Origin of the sequence: Bradyrhizobium sp. CCBAU 11357, from assembly GCF_028128865.1 — a bacterium.
Taxonomy (GTDB): domain Bacteria; phylum Pseudomonadota; class Alphaproteobacteria; order Rhizobiales; family Xanthobacteraceae; genus Bradyrhizobium.
In genome coordinates this window covers 73864-87286 of the sequence record NZ_LBJW01000103.1, presented here as the reverse complement: position 1 = coordinate 87286, position 13423 = coordinate 73864, and the positions used below count along the sequence as shown (strand labels likewise).

At 64.4% G+C, this 13423-nt stretch carries 12 protein-coding genes; 5 read left to right on the top strand and 7 right to left on the bottom strand.

Going from position 1 to position 13423, the window contains the following annotated elements:
- Positions 1 to 80 precede the first annotated feature (80 nt).
- Positions 81 to 1718, top strand: coding sequence for a carbamoyltransferase family protein (locus XI05_RS21195; RefSeq protein WP_271505293.1), 1638 nt, complete (start codon positions 81 to 83; stop codon positions 1716 to 1718).
- A 2-nt stretch (positions 1719 to 1720) separates the two neighbouring features.
- Here XI05_RS21195 and XI05_RS21190 read toward each other — a convergent pair whose 3' ends face one another.
- A complete protein-coding gene (locus tag XI05_RS21190; RefSeq protein WP_271505292.1) occupies positions 1721 to 2944 on the bottom strand; it encodes a phenylacetate--CoA ligase family protein in 1224 nt (407 codons plus the stop codon).
- 86 nt (positions 2945 to 3030) lie between these two features.
- Here XI05_RS21190 and XI05_RS21185 point away from each other — a divergent pair, with 86 nt between their 5' ends.
- Positions 3031 to 4185 (top strand): AGE family epimerase/isomerase, encoded by a 1155-nt coding sequence (locus tag XI05_RS21185; RefSeq protein ID WP_271505291.1) that lies wholly within the window; start codon positions 3031 to 3033, stop codon positions 4183 to 4185.
- On the opposite strand, the gene XI05_RS21180 is transcribed toward XI05_RS21185, so the two are convergent.
- The 6 genes from XI05_RS21180 to XI05_RS21155 all read right to left on the bottom strand — a co-directional run bounded on the left by XI05_RS21180 (position 4182) and on the right by XI05_RS21155 (position 11391).
- Positions 4182 to 5021 carry an ABC transporter ATP-binding protein gene (locus tag XI05_RS21180; RefSeq protein WP_271505290.1) on the bottom strand — a complete coding sequence of 280 codons (840 nt, stop codon included), beginning with the start codon at positions 5019 to 5021 and terminating at the stop codon, positions 4182 to 4184. The genes XI05_RS21185 and XI05_RS21180 overlap by 4 nt on opposite strands.
- 143 nt (positions 5022 to 5164) lie before the next feature.
- Positions 5165 to 6448 (bottom strand): ABC transporter substrate-binding protein, encoded by a 1284-nt coding sequence (locus XI05_RS21175; protein ID WP_271505289.1) that lies wholly within the window; start codon positions 6446 to 6448, stop codon positions 5165 to 5167.
- 44 nt (positions 6449 to 6492) lie between these two features.
- The gene (locus XI05_RS21170) at positions 6493 to 7566 is read right to left on the bottom strand and encodes a branched-chain amino acid ABC transporter permease (protein ID WP_172785336.1); all 1074 of its coding nucleotides are present in this window, start codon (positions 7564 to 7566) and stop codon (positions 6493 to 6495) included.
- A 3-nt stretch (positions 7567 to 7569) separates the two neighbouring features.
- The gene (locus XI05_RS21165; RefSeq protein ID WP_157326827.1) at positions 7570 to 8463 is read right to left on the bottom strand and encodes a branched-chain amino acid ABC transporter permease; all 894 of its coding nucleotides are present in this window, start codon (positions 8461 to 8463) and stop codon (positions 7570 to 7572) included.
- 178 nt (positions 8464 to 8641) lie between these two features.
- The gene (locus tag XI05_RS21160; protein ID WP_271505288.1) at positions 8642 to 10573 is read right to left on the bottom strand and encodes a long-chain fatty acid--CoA ligase; all 1932 of its coding nucleotides are present in this window, start codon (positions 10571 to 10573) and stop codon (positions 8642 to 8644) included.
- The gene (locus XI05_RS21155; RefSeq protein ID WP_271505287.1) at positions 10570 to 11391 is read right to left on the bottom strand and encodes an ABC transporter ATP-binding protein; all 822 of its coding nucleotides are present in this window, start codon (positions 11389 to 11391) and stop codon (positions 10570 to 10572) included. Before XI05_RS21155 ends, XI05_RS21160 begins: the two co-directional genes overlap by 4 nt.
- Positions 11392 to 11727: 336 nt before the next feature.
- On the opposite strand from XI05_RS21155, the gene XI05_RS21150 reads away from it, so the two are divergent.
- The 3 genes from XI05_RS21150 (at position 11728) to XI05_RS21140 (ending at position 13418) form a co-directional block, all read left to right on the top strand.
- On the top strand, positions 11728 to 12408 hold the full coding sequence (locus XI05_RS21150; RefSeq protein WP_172785333.1) for a Crp/Fnr family transcriptional regulator: 681 nt from the start codon (positions 11728 to 11730) through the stop codon (positions 12406 to 12408).
- 22 nt (positions 12409 to 12430) lie between these two features.
- Complete coding sequence (locus tag XI05_RS21145; protein WP_271505286.1) at positions 12431 to 13138, top strand: helix-turn-helix transcriptional regulator; 708 nt, start codon at positions 12431 to 12433, stop codon at positions 13136 to 13138.
- A gap of 61 nt (positions 13139 to 13199) precedes the next feature.
- Positions 13200 to 13418 carry a DUF4287 domain-containing protein gene (locus XI05_RS21140; RefSeq protein WP_271505285.1) on the top strand — a complete coding sequence of 73 codons (219 nt, stop codon included), beginning with the start codon at positions 13200 to 13202 and terminating at the stop codon, positions 13416 to 13418.
- Positions 13419 to 13423: the final 5 nt, after the last annotated feature.

The window sequence follows — 13423 nt, the reverse complement described above, 5'->3', positions numbered from 1 at the left end:
GTCAAGCACCCCCGTCAGACCGTAGCCGATTTACATTGGCGGCGGTTTCTATAGAACGCTCCGCAAGGGGTCTGCGCGAAATGTATGTGATCGGAATCAGCTCGGGGATCAAGCACGGGCATCACGACGGTGCGGCGGTGCTGCTGCGCGACGGCGAGTTGATCGCAGCCGCGGAGGAGGAGCGCTTCACGCTGGCGAAGCATGCACGCGGCGAGCTGCCGCGTGGCGCGATCGGATTCTGCCTCAAGCAGGCCGGCATCACCATGCGCGAGGTCGACTGGATCTGCTCGCCGCTCAAGACCTACACCAATTACGCGCAGCGCCTCACCGAATATTTCAAATACCAGTTCGGCCACAGCCCGAAGATCGAGCTCTACGACCATCACCTCTGTCATGCCGCGAGCTCGTTCTACGGCTCCGGTTTTTCCGAGGCGACGGTGGCCTGCTTCGATTTCTCCGGTGATTCCAGCTCCGGCCTCGTCGCCCATGCGCGCGGCAACGACTTCCGCGTGCTGACGCGATTTGGTCGCCATAACAGTCTTGGTCTCTATTACGGGATGCTGACGCAGTATCTCGGCTATCAGATGACCAATGACGAGTACAAGGTCATGGGGCTGTCGTCCTATGGCCGCCCGGAGTATCTCGACGAGTTCGCCAAGCTCTTGCGGCCGAACGGCATCAACTACGAGCTCGATCCCGAGCTCGACAAGCGCCGGCGCGACGCCGACATCTTCACCAGCGATTTCTCCACGCGGCAGGAACGCATCTTCACCGAGAAGATGGAGGAGATCTTGGGTCCGCGGCGGCTGCGTGGCGGGCCGCTCGACCAGCGCCTGACCAACATCGCCGCGAGCGGCCAGAAGCAGCTCGAGATCGTCACCACCGAGGTGATCCGCTCCGCGATTACCGAGACGGGCTGTGGCGACGTCTGCATCGCCGGCGGCGTCGGGCTGAACTGCAAGATGAACATGGAGATCGCCGCGGAGCCATCCGTGAAGCGTCTTTACGTACCGCCGGTGCCGCACGATGCCGGCGTCGCGCTCGGCGCAGCGATGATGAAATGCGCCGAGGCGGGCCACGCGATCGCGCCGCTGACCCACGCATACTGGGGACCGGACTATTCCAACGACACGATCCGGGAGACGCTGGACAAGATCGGCGCGCGCTTCGAGCTGCTCGACGATCCCGTCTCGCGCTGCGTCACCGACTTGACGGAGCAGAGGACCGTGGGCTGGTTTCAGGGGCGGATGGAATACGGTCCGCGCGCGCTCGGCAACCGCTCGATCCTGGCCGATCCGCGCCATGCGGGCATGAAGGATCGCATCAATCTCACCATCAAGTACCGCGAGGAGTTCCGTCCGTTCTGCCCGTCGGTGCTGTACGAGCGGCAGGCCGAATATTTCGAGAATACGTTCGACGCGCCGTTCATGGTCGTGACGTTCCCGGTCAACGGGAAGGTCGCCGAGATCATGCCCGCGGTGGTCCATGTCGACAACACCGCGCGGATCCAGAGCGTTCATGCGGACAGCAATCCGCTCTACAGCCGCCTGATCGGCGAGTTCGCGAAGGCGACTTCGCTTCCGGTGCTGATCAACACCAGCCTCAACATCAACGAGCAGCCGACGGTGAACGCGCCGCTGGAGGCGTTGCACACCTATTTCTGCTCGGGCCTGGACGTGCTCTATCTCGGCAATTACCGGCTGTCGAAATCGAGCTGAGACTAGCGCTCGTCCGCGATCACCTTGCCGTCGTTCGGCAGCATGCCGGGGCCGACCAGCTCGACCGTGCCGCCGAGCTTGGTCACGGCGCGTAAAGTGCCGACGATCTCGTCGCGCAGCGCCTCGCTCGCGGCCGCCGTTTCCGCTCTCAACGTCATGGCGTCGGTCTCGCCTTGGCGCGTGACGACGAGGCGTAGTCTTCCGAGGCCAGCGTGACGCTTGCCGATCTCGGCGATCTGCTCGGGCCGGACGAACATGCCCTTGATCTTGGTGGTCTGGTCGGCGCGGCCCATCCAGCCCTTGATGCGCATGTTGGTACGCCCGCACGGGCTCGGGCCGGGCAAGGCCGCGGTGAGGTCGCCGAGCGCAAGCCGGATCCAGGGATGGTGAGGGTCGAGCGAGGTCACGACGATCTCGCCGACGTCGCCTGGCGTCACGGGATCGCCGGTGCCGGGCTTGACGATCTCCAGGATCAGATCCTCGTTCACGACCATGCCTTCGCGGGCCTCGGTCTCGAAGGCGATGAGGCCGAGATCGGCAGTGCCGAAGGCCTGGTAGGCGTCGATGCCGCGCCCCCTGATCTCGGCCTGGAGCGAGGGCGGGAACGCAGCGCCCGAGACCACCGCACGCTTGATCGAGGAAATGTCACGCCCCGAACTTGCCGCGGCATCGAGCAGGATCTTCAGAAAATCCGGCGTGCCGCTGTAGCCGACCGGCCGGTAGGCCTCGATCAGCTCGAATTGCTGTTCTGTGTTGCCCGGGCCGGCCGGGATCACTGCGCAGCCGAGCGCGCGCGCCGATGCATCGAAGATGAACCCCCCGGGGGTGAGATGGTAGCTGAAGGTATTGAGGACGATATCGTCGGGACGGAACCCGGCTGCGAACAGCGCCCTTGCGCCGCGCCAGGGATCGGCCTGCCGCCCTTCCGGCTCGAAGATCGGGCCGGGGGAGGTGAAGAGGCGGGCGAACGAGCCCGGGGCCTCCGCCACGAAGCCTCCGAAGGGCGCAGAGGCCCTGTGCAGGGCGGGCAGTTCCGACTTGCGCAACACCGGTAGGTCCGCCAGAGCCGCCCTGGAGGTCACGGCGGCGGGATCGCAGCCTTTGAGCCGCGCGGCATAGGCCGGGGCGGCCATCGCGGCTCGCAGCACCTCCGGAAGGCGGGCGAACAGGTCGGCCTCGCGCGCGGCTTGCGCACGCGTCTCGCGGGCGTCGTAATGGGCGGTCATGGCTGTTCTTTCCGTGTTGGCATCCGTTGCGCACCGCCACCGGCATGGCTATCAGACCGCCATTGGCGAGGCTTGAAAGGGACCCGATGGCGGACGAAGGAATCATTGCGGCAGACGAGGCGTCGAACGTCGTCGCACGCCTGAAGCGCCGCATGATCGACGAGGCGCTGCCGCTGTGGTCGACGGTCGGCTGGGATCACGCCGCGGGCGGCTTCATCGACCGGCTGCACCGTGACGGCGCGGCGGATGCGGCCGCGCCCCGGCGCGTGTTCGTGCAGGCCCGCCAGATCTGGTGCTACGCGAAGGCGGCACAAATGGCCTGGTATCCCGAGGGGCGCGCCATTGCGCTGAAGGGGCTGGAACACCTGCTGGCCAAAGCAAAGGCGCCCGACGGCCGGCCCGGCTATGTGCACCGGCTGACGCCGGACGGATCGGTGCTGGATGCCCGGCGCGATGCCTATGACCACGCCTTCATCCTGTTCGCGCTCGCCAGCGTCTATGCGCTCGACCAGGACGCGCAGGTCCGCGCCGAGATCGATGCGCTGCTCGCCTTCCTCGACAGCCATCTGCGCTCGCCGCATGGTGGCGTTCACGAGGGCCTTCCGGTCTCGCTGCCGCGCCGGCAGAACCCGCATATGCACCTGTTCGAGGCGATGATCGCGTGCTTCGAGGCGACCCACGATCTGTCGTTCCAGAACCGTGCCGGAGAATTCTTCGCGCTGTTCCTGGCCAACCTCTACGACAAGCAGAAGCACGTATTGTCGGAGTATTTCGAGGAGGACTGGTCGAAGATCGAGCCGGTCAGCGTCGAGCCGGGCCACCAGGCGGAATGGGTCTGGCTGCTGAAGGGTTTTGAACGCATTACAGGCTGCCCGACCGGCCAGCGGCGTGCGGAATTGCTGGAGACCTCGCTGCGCTATCGTGACGAGGCGACGGGCTGCCTCGTCGACGAGGGCGATGCGAGCGGCAACATCCGCCGCAGCACGCGCCGGCTGTGGCCGCAGACGGAGATCGCGAAGGCCTGGATCGCGCAGGCCGAGTCCGGCGAGGCGGGTGCGGCGGACGAGGCGCGCGCGGCGCTGGTGCGGCTCGAACGGCATTATCTCAGCCATCCCGTGAAGGGCGGCTGGTACGACCAGTTCGATCGCGACGGCAAATCGCTGATCGACACCATTCCTGCGTCGTCGTTCTACCATGTTCTCTGCGCGGTCACGGAAGCGGAGCAGGTGCTGGAGGGTTAAAGCCACCGTTTGCGCCGCTTAAAACTCTTGAGGTTCTTGAAGCTCTTGCGCTGGTCGCCGGCACCGCCGAGGTAGAATTCCTTGACGTCCTCGTTGTCGCGCAATTCGTCGGCGCTGCCGTCGAGCACGACCTTGCCCTGCTCCATGATGTAACCGTGGCTCGCCACGGAGAGCGCAGCGCGCGCATTCTGCTCGACCAGGAGGATGGTGACGCCGAGATCGCGGTTGATCTTCTGAATGATCGAGAACACCTCTTTCACCAGCAGCGGCGACAAGCCCATCGAGGGCTCGTCCATCAGGATCATCTTGGGGCGGGCCATCAGCGCGCGGCCGATCGCGAGCATCTGCTGCTCACCGCCGGAGAGATAGCCGGCAAGGCCGGTGCGCTCCTTCAGGCGCGGGAAGTAGCTGAAGACCATGTCGAGGTCGGCATCGACCTCGCGGTCTCTGCGGGTGAAGGCGCCGAGCTTGAGGTTCTCGAGTGACGTCATGTCGGCGACGATGCGTCGGCCCTCCATCACCTGGAAGATGCCGCGGCGGACGATCTTGTCGGGATCGATGCCGTTGATCCGCTCGCCCTCGAACAGGATCTCGCCGCGCGTGACTTCGCCATCCTCGGTCTTGAGCAGCCCCGAGATCGCCTTGAGCGTCGTCGACTTGCCGGCGCCGTTGGCCCCGAGCAGCGCCACGATCGCGCCCTTGGGCACGTCGAGGCTGAGGCCGCGCAGCACCAGGATGACGTCGTCGTAGACGACCTCGATGTTGCGCACGGCGAGGAGGGCGGCGGGGGCTACGGCGGTGGGAGTTGAGCGGGGTGCTTCAATGATTTGGGACATGCGTCTTCATTCTCCGCTGTCGTCACCCGCGAAGCGGGTGACCCAGTATTCCAGAGGCGCCGGAGATTCATCGCGAAACCGCGGCGCACTGGATCCCCCGCCTTCGCGGGGGATGACAGTTGTGTTTGGCGAAATGGCGTGGCTCACCACCCCAGCAGTTCCGGCTTGCGCGGCAGCTCGACCGTCTTGACCTTCTCGAGCTTGATCGTGCCCTTGGCCATGAGATCGTTGAGGTCGCCATCGGTCGCACCCGAGATCTTGGTGCGATAGAGATCCACCTTCAGCGTGCCGCGGTGGTCCTTCTCGGTCCAGGTCGAGGGATTGCAGACGCCCTCCATACCTGATGGCACCCAGTCCTTCTTCTGGTGGAAGCCCTTGGCGACGTTCTCGCCGGTGGTGCCGCCGTTCTTGGCGGCCCAGTCGAGCGCTTCCTTCATGTACAGCGCCGAGCAGACGGCCGCGACGTAGTGCACGGGACGATAGACCTTGCCGCTGGCGTCGGACATCTTCGAGATCTCCATCAGCGTCTTCATGCCGGGGGCATCGCCGCCCCAGCTCACCGCTGTGCGCAGCGGGAAGATCACGCCGTTGGCGGCATCGCCAGCGGTCTTGGCGGCGTTCTCGTCCATGCCCCAGACGTTGCCGAGGAACTGGATCTCAACGCCGGCGGTCTTGCAGGCCTTCATCACCGAGATGTTGGAGGCCGCGGTGTTGCCGAGATAGGCGTAGTTGGCGCCCGAGGATTTCAGGCTGAGGCACTGTGCGCTGTAGTCACCGGGCGTCAGAGCGAATATCAGCGGCGGCAGCACCTCGAAGCCGAGCTCCTGCGCCATGGCTTCGCCGGCAGCCTTCGGCGCGTTCGGATAGGGATGATTGGCACCCATGTGCACGAATTTGGGCTTGCCGGACTTGCCCTTGGCCTTCCAGTCCTCAGCCGCCCACATCAGCATCGCGCGCAAGGCGTCCGAATAGCTCGGGCCGTAGAAGAAATTGTAAGGGGCGGGCTTGGCCTTGCCGCTGACGCCTTCGGGATCGGTCAGCGCCGCGGCGTAGGAGCCGGACATGTCGGGGATCTTGTCCTGGGCGAGGAAGCCGGTCAGCGCTTCGGTGTCGGCGGTGCCCCAGCCCATGATCGCGGCGACCTTGCCGTCCGGCGCCGACCATTTCTTGTAGAGCGCGATCGCGCGGGGCACCTGGTAGCCATAATCGTTGGTGTCGAGGTTGACCTGCTTGCCGCCGATGCCGCCGTTCTTGTTGACCCAGGCGAAGGTGTCGGCGACGGCCTGTCCAAACGGCGTGCCGACGTCGGAGGTGCCGCCGGAATAATCGGCGAGATGCCCGATCGCGATCTGCGCCTGCGCGCCTGCCGAGTATGCGGCAATCGCCAGCGCGAGCGAGGCGGTGCTCAAAAGGGACTTCATCTTCATGGGTCGGTTCCTCCTGTTTATTGTTTAAGTGAAGTTGCCCGTGCTCAATGCGAGAACGGGTAGAGTTTCCAGTACGCCTTGATCTGCCGCCAGCGATGCGCGAGCCCGTCAGGCTCGAACATCAGGAATGCGATGATGATCACCCCGATCGCGATCTCGCGCAGGAAGGTGATGTTGTTGTTGAGCGACAGCGCCTTGTCGATCGCACCGCCCTTGAGATAGTGGCTGACGAACTCCATCGCCTCGGGCAGCAGCACCACGAAGGCGGTCCCCATCAGCGTGCCCATGATCGAGCCGGTACCGCCGATGATGATCATGGCGAGGAACAGGATCGAGCGCTCGATGCCGAAACCTTCCTGCGAGACCACGAGCTGGTAATGCGCATAGAGCGCGCCTGCGATGCCGGCGAAGAAGGCGGCAAGGCCGAACGACAGCGTGCGGTACTTGGTGAGGTTGATACCCATGATCTCCGCAGACAGATAATGGTCGCGGATCGCCACCAGCGCGCGGCCATCGCGCGTGCGCATCAGGTTGGTGACGAGGATGTAGCTCAACAGCACATAGGCGAGCACGACGTAGAAGTACTGCCGGTCGCCCCGCAGCGTATAACCGAAGATCGAGAACGGCTCGGCGCTCGCCGGCACCGAGCCGCCCGAGAACCATTCGGCGCGGGAGAAGAAGTCGAGCAGGATATATTGCGCGGCCAGCGTCGCGATGACGAGGTAGAGCCCCTTCAGCCGCGCGGCGGGGATGCCGAAGATCAGTCCGACCAGCGCCGTCACGAGCCCCGCGAGCGGGATCGCGAAGAACACCGGGATCGGCGCGTTGTTGGAGATGTAGGCCGAGGTGAAGGCGCCGAGCAGGAAGAAGGCGGCGTGTCCGATCGAGATCTGGCCGGTGAAGCCGACCAGGATATTGAGGCCGAGCGCCGCGATCGAGAAGATGCCGATCTGGATCAAAATGCTGAGCCAGTAGCCGCTGAAGAATTGCGGCGCGAGGCAGAGCAGCGCGACGCCTGCTATCGCGAAGTTGCGGCTGGTGGTGGTCGGGAAGATCGTGGTGTCCGCGGCGTAAGTGGTGCGGAAATCACCAGCGGGGATGAGGGCAGGGCCGGCCATGGATCAGATCCGCTCGATGTCGTGGGTGCCGAACAGGCCGTAGGGCTTGATCATCAGCACGATGATGAGGACGTAGAACGGCGCGATCTCATAGAGATTGCCCCAGTGCAGATACTCGCTGTCGACATATTGGGCGACGTTCTCCAGCAGCCCGATGATGATGCCGCCGAGCACGGCGCCGCCGACGGAATCGAGCCCGCCGAGGATCGCCGCCGGGAACACCTTGATGCCATAGGCGGCGAGGCCCGAGGACACGCCATTGACCACGGCGACGACGACGCCGGCGACGGCCGACACCGTCGCCGAGATCGCCCAGGCCATCGCGAACACGCTCTTGACGGAAATGCCGAGCGACTGCGCGACCTGCTGGTTGAACGCGGTGGCGCGCATCGCAAGGCCGTACTTCGAAGCGCGGAAGAACCAGGCCATGCCGATCATCATGGCGACCGACACGACGAGGCTCATGACATAGACGGTCTGGATCTGCAGGCCCAGCAGGCTGACCGACTGGCTCTCGAACACGCGCGGGAACGGCTGCGGATTGACGCCGAACATCCATTTCAGCGTCGCCTGCAGCACGGTGGAGAGGCCGATCGTCACCATGATCACCGAAATGATGGGCTCGCCGATCATCGGCCGCAGAATCAGCACCTGCACCGCGATGCCGAACACGAACATGAACACCAGCGTGATCGGCATGCCGATCCAGAACGGCACCTGGTATTTCGCGAGCAAGGCCCAGCACACCCAGGCGCCGACCAGCAGCAGTTCGCCTTGCGCGAAGTTGACGACCTGCGTCGCCTTGTAGATCAGCACGAACGACATCGCGACCACGCCATAGAGCGTGCCGACCACGAGGCCGTTGACCAGGAGCTGGATGAGGAAAGCGGTGTTCATTTATGGTCTCCTGCTGCACCCACATCGTCATTGCGAGCGCAGCGAAGCAATCCAGTATCTTTCCGCGGAGACAGTCTGGATTGCTTCGCTGCGCTCGCAATGACGGAGTGCATACGGGATAGCCCTGCCGCAAGCGGGGAGAGGCGAAGGGCGGCGCCCCGTGTGACGATCACCTGTGTCACTCCGCAGCCTCCGCCATGTGCCCGTGCCCGCCGAGGTCCACCACGCGGAGCGTCGTTCGCACGCGCTGCGTGGTGCCGTCCTGGAAGCGGATCACGGTGTCGACGGGGATGTCGGCATCACCGCGGTAGATGGCGTCGATGATGCCTTCGTATTTCTCGTTGATGACGCCGCGGCGCACCTTTCGCGTCCGGGTGAGCTCGCCGTCGTCGGCATCCAGCTCCTTGTAGAGCAGCAGGAAGCGCGAGATGCGCTGGGCCGGCGGCAGCGTGGCGTTGACGGTCTCCACCTCCCTCTGCAGCAGCAAGTAGACCTCCGGCCGTGAGGCGAGGTCGCTGTAGGTCGTGAAGGAGAGGCGGTTTTTCTCCGCCCATTTCGAGATGATGGAGTAGCGGATGCAGATCATTGCCGCGAGCGCCTCGCGGCCGGCGCCAAGCACCACGGCTTCGGCGATATAGGGCGAGAATTTGAGCTTGTTCTCGATGAATTGCGGCGAGAAGCGCTCGCCGCGGGAGGTCTCGGCGAGATCCTTGATGCGGTCGATGACGACGAGCTGGTTGTTGGCATTGAAATAGCCGGCGTCGCCCGAGTACATCCAGCCGTCCTTGATGTCGGCGACGCTGGCCTCGGGATTCTTGTAGTAGCCCAGGAACATGTTGGGGTGCCGCACCACGATCTCGCCGACGCCGTGGACGTCGGCATTGTCGATGCGGATTTCGACGCTGTCGGCCATCGGCACGCCGGTAGTATCGGGATCGACCTTGCCCTCGGGGTGCAGCGTGTAGGCGCCGAGCAATTCTGTCTGGCCGTAGAGCGTGCGCAGCGGCACGCCCATGGCCTGGAAGAACTTGAACGTGTCAGGCCCGAGCGCCGCGCCGCCGGTCGCGGCCGAGCGCAGCCGGGTGAAGCCGAGGCGGTCGCGCAGCGCGCGGAACAGGATCGCGTCGGCAAAGCCGGAGCGTTTGCCCTGTTCGAGCGCGGCAAGGCCCGACTTCATGCCGATGTCGAACAGGCGCTGCTTGAAGGGTGTTGCGTCCATCACCTTGGCCCGGACGTCGGCGGCAATGGATTCCCAGACGCGCGGCGCGAACAGCACGAAGGTCGGTGCGATCTCGCGCAGATCGTTCATCATCGTGTCGGGCTCTTCGACGAAGTTGATCTTCATCCGGCAGAGCAGACCTTTGCCGAGCACGTAGACCTGTTCCATGATCCATGGCAGCGGCAGCACCGAGACATATTCGTCGTCGGGACCCTTGGGGTCGAAGGCGAGATAGGTCGCGCAATGGCCGAGCACGCGGCCGGCGGCGAGCATCGCGAGCTTCGGATGCGAGGTGGTGCCGGAGGTGGTGCAGAGGATCGCGACGTCCTCGCCCTTGGTGGCATCGACCAGTCTGTCGTAAAGCTCCGGCTCGCGTGCGGCGCGGGCGCGACCGAGTTCGGCAAACTTCTCCGCCGACATCAGGCGCGGGTCGTCGTATTTCCGCATCCCGCGCGGATCGGAATAGATGATGTGCTTCAGCCTCGGCGCGCGCTCGGCAAGGGTAAGCAGCTTGTCGACCTGCTCCTCGTCCTCGGCGAAGACGAGCTGCGCCTCGCCGTAATTGAGGAGATAGGAAGCCTCCTCGTCCAGCACGTCTCTATAGAGCCCCAGGCTGAGGCCGCCAATGGCATGCGTTGCGACTTCTGCCGCGACCCAGTCCGGCCGGTTGTCGCCGATGATGCCGATGACATCGCCGCGACCAAGGCCGAGCTCGACGAGGCCGAGCGCGAAATCACGCACGCGGGCCTGATAGTCGCTCCAGGTGAAGATGCGCCAGAGCCCGAGATCCTTCTCGCGCATTGCGATCTCGTTGCCGTGCTCCCTGGCATTGAGCCGGAGCATCTTTGGATAGGTGTCGGCCTGCGCGACGCGGCCCGCATAATCCATCATGCCGCGCTCTCCTGCGCCGGAGAGGCATCATCGGGATCGACCAGCACCTCGTCCTCTTCGCCGAGATAGGCGCGCCTGACGTGGGGATCGGCGAGCACGGTCGCCGGATCGCCCTCGGCGATCTTCTTGCCGAAATCCAGCACCATGACGCGGTGGGAGATGTCCATCACCACGCCCATGTCGTGCTCGATCATCACCACCGTCATCCCGAACTCCTCGTTGAGATCGACGATGTAGCGGGCCATGTCCTCCTTCTCCTCGAAATTCATGCCGGCCATCGGCTCGTCGAGGAGGATCAGGCGCGGCTCCAGCGCCATGGCGCGGGCGAGCTCCACGCGCTTGCGCAGGCCGTAGGAGAGGGTGCCGGCCGTGGCCTTGCGCACCGACTGCAGATCGAGGAAGTCGATGATCTCTTCCACCTTGCGGCGGTGCTTGAGCTCCTCCTTGCGCGCGCCGGTGAGCCAATACAGCGAGCCCGTGAGGAAATTGTTCTTCAGGAGGTGATGGCGGCCGACCATGATGTTGTCGAGCACGCTCATGTGGTGGAACAGCGCGAGATTCTGAAAGGTGCGGCCGATGCCGAGCGAGGCGCGGGCATTCGGCGTCAGGCCGGTGATGTCGCGGTCCTGATAGAACAGCTGGCCTTCGGTGGGCTTGTAGCGGCCGGAAATACAGTTGACGATCGAGGTCTTGCCGGCGCCGTTGGGGCCGATGATCGAGAACAGCTCGCCTTCCCTGATGGCGAAGCTGATATCGGTCAGCGCACGGACGCCGCCGAATCGCAATGACACGCCGCGTACTTCGAGACTGGTAGCCACCAAACGAATCCCTCCCGGTGATGGCGCTTGATTGGCGCTCTTCGTCCGTTCCTGTCAGGCGATCCTAGTACGGTCGTGCCGGCCAGACCATGCAGCTATTGGTCTCGACCGGACCGGCCCACCTTCGTTCCCGTGAGGGATCAAAAGCCGCATCGCCCGAGGTGGTCCTCAATAGGGGAAAGCGCTATTTTGAAATGTCTCCGGCCTGACAATTCTGCGACAAAGTTTGTCGGGCCGAGCGGCTCTTCATCTTTCGTCGGATGGGTGGCCGAAGCGATTCTGTTGCAGTGCAACAGAAGCATGGAGTGACAGAACGGTGCGGCTGGCTTCGAGATCATGATTTCAGAGGATCATCTGAAGCGCGTTGCCGCCTGGTCGCGCGAGCTCACACAAGCCGAGATCGAGGTCGCGCGTGCCGGAATCACCGAGCGGTCCTACGGCACCGGCGAGAGCGTGTTCATGCGGGGTGATATTTTTGCCTATTGGGCCGGCATGGTGAGCGGCCTTGCCCGGATGGGCGGGGTCTCGCGCGACGGCAAGGAGACCAGCCTTGCCGGGCTGACGGCAGGAGCCTGGTTCGGCGAGGGCAGCGTGCTCAAGAACGAGCCGCGCCGCTACGACGTGGTCGCGCTGCGCGACAGCCGCGTTGCCCTGATGGAACGCAGCGCCTTCATGTGGCTGTTCGAGAACAGCGTCGGCTTCAACCGCTTCCTGGTGCGCCAGCTCAACGAGCGGCTCGGCCAGTTCATCGGCATGCTCGAGGTCAACCGCACGCTCGATGCCACCGCGCGCCTCGCCCGCAGCATCGCATCCCTGTTCAACCCGATTCTCTATCCCGAATCGACCGCGCATCTGGAGATCACCCAGGAGGAGATCGGCGCGCTGTCCGGCATGTCCCGCCAGAACGCCAATCGCGCGCTGAACCGGCTGGAGAAAGAGGGGCTGCTACGGCTGGAATATGGCGGCGTCACCATCCTCGATATCGGGCGGCTCGGGAGCTACGGCGAGGAACGATGATCTGCGCATTTACGGTGCTTCCGTGCTCATAGAGTTCGACCATCGCGCGTCGGACTCGCCTTACGTCGAGCGGGTATGGCGCAGCCGGAGCCGGCGCGGCGGCTCGTTCCTGTCGATGGCCGAGGGAAATATCGAGCTTGTGGTCACCAGGCTCCCGGAGCTTCTGGCGGTGACGCTCCGAGGGCCGGTCACCCGCGGGACACTCGTCGAATGTCCCGCGAACGGCGAATGGCTCGCGATCCGGTTTCGGCTGGGGACCTACCTGCCGCAGATACCGACCAGCGCACTGATCGACCATCAAAACATGCAGTTGCCTGTGCTGCCCAACGGCCGTTTTCTGTTTTCGGGTCTGAGCTGGGACATTCCAGGCTACGACGATGCGGAAAGTCTCGTCGCTCGCATGGCACGCGCGGATGTCCTCGCACGCAGCCACGCGACCGATGCGGCGATCGACGGCGACGTCGACTGGATGAGCCGGCGTTCGGTTCAGCGCCACTTTCGCCGCGTTACGGGCATGACGTTCAGCAGCCATCAGCAGATCCAGCGAGCGCGTCACGCCGCAGCCTTGCTGGTGAGCGGCAGCTCCGTTCTCGACGCGACATCGGGCGCCGGCTATTTCGATCAGGCCCATCTCACCCGCGCGGTCAGGCAACTGATCGGCATGACGCCTGCGCGCCTCTCGCGCGAACGGCCGCAATTGTCGTTTTCGTACAAGACGACTACTTCCTGACCGCAATATCTCTGGATCGCTCCGGCCTCGCTGGTGGAGCGAACATCGGAGGAGCGCTGCGGTGAGTTTTAAGGCCTATCTCGACAATATTCGGGCCAAGACCGGCAAGAGCCCGGACCAATTTCGCAAATGGGGCAAGGACCGTGGTTTTTCGACCGGGACGGGACTGGCGGCCGGCGTGAAAGCGGGTGCCATCGTGGCCGCGCTCAAGGACGAGTTCGGCCTTGGCCACGGCCATGCGATGGCCATCGTCGCGCTTCTCAAGGGGAAGGCGTCGTAGGTGAT

Bases quoted from the DNA above. Each gene is read 5' to 3' on its own strand.
- XI05_RS21195 (WP_271505293.1), top strand. From the start codon at position 81: ATGTATGTGATCGGAATCAGCTCGGGGATCAAGCACGGGCATCACGAC.
- XI05_RS21190 (WP_271505292.1), bottom strand. From the start codon at position 2,944: ATGACCGCCCATTACGACGCCCGCGAGACGCGTGCGCAAGCCGCGCGC.
- XI05_RS21185 (WP_271505291.1), top strand. From the start codon at position 3,031: ATGGCGGACGAAGGAATCATTGCGGCAGACGAGGCGTCGAACGTCGTC.
- XI05_RS21180 (WP_271505290.1), bottom strand. From the start codon at position 5,021: ATGTCCCAAATCATTGAAGCACCCCGCTCAACTCCCACCGCCGTAGCC.
- XI05_RS21175 (WP_271505289.1), bottom strand. From the start codon at position 6,448: ATGAAGATGAAGTCCCTTTTGAGCACCGCCTCGCTCGCGCTGGCGATT.
- XI05_RS21170 (WP_172785336.1), bottom strand. From the start codon at position 7,566: ATGGCCGGCCCTGCCCTCATCCCCGCTGGTGATTTCCGCACCACTTAC.
- XI05_RS21165 (WP_157326827.1), bottom strand. From the start codon at position 8,463: ATGAACACCGCTTTCCTCATCCAGCTCCTGGTCAACGGCCTCGTGGTC.
- XI05_RS21160 (WP_271505288.1), bottom strand. From the start codon at position 10,573: ATGATGGATTATGCGGGCCGCGTCGCGCAGGCCGACACCTATCCAAAG.
- XI05_RS21150 (WP_172785333.1), top strand. From the start codon at position 11,728: ATGATTTCAGAGGATCATCTGAAGCGCGTTGCCGCCTGGTCGCGCGAG.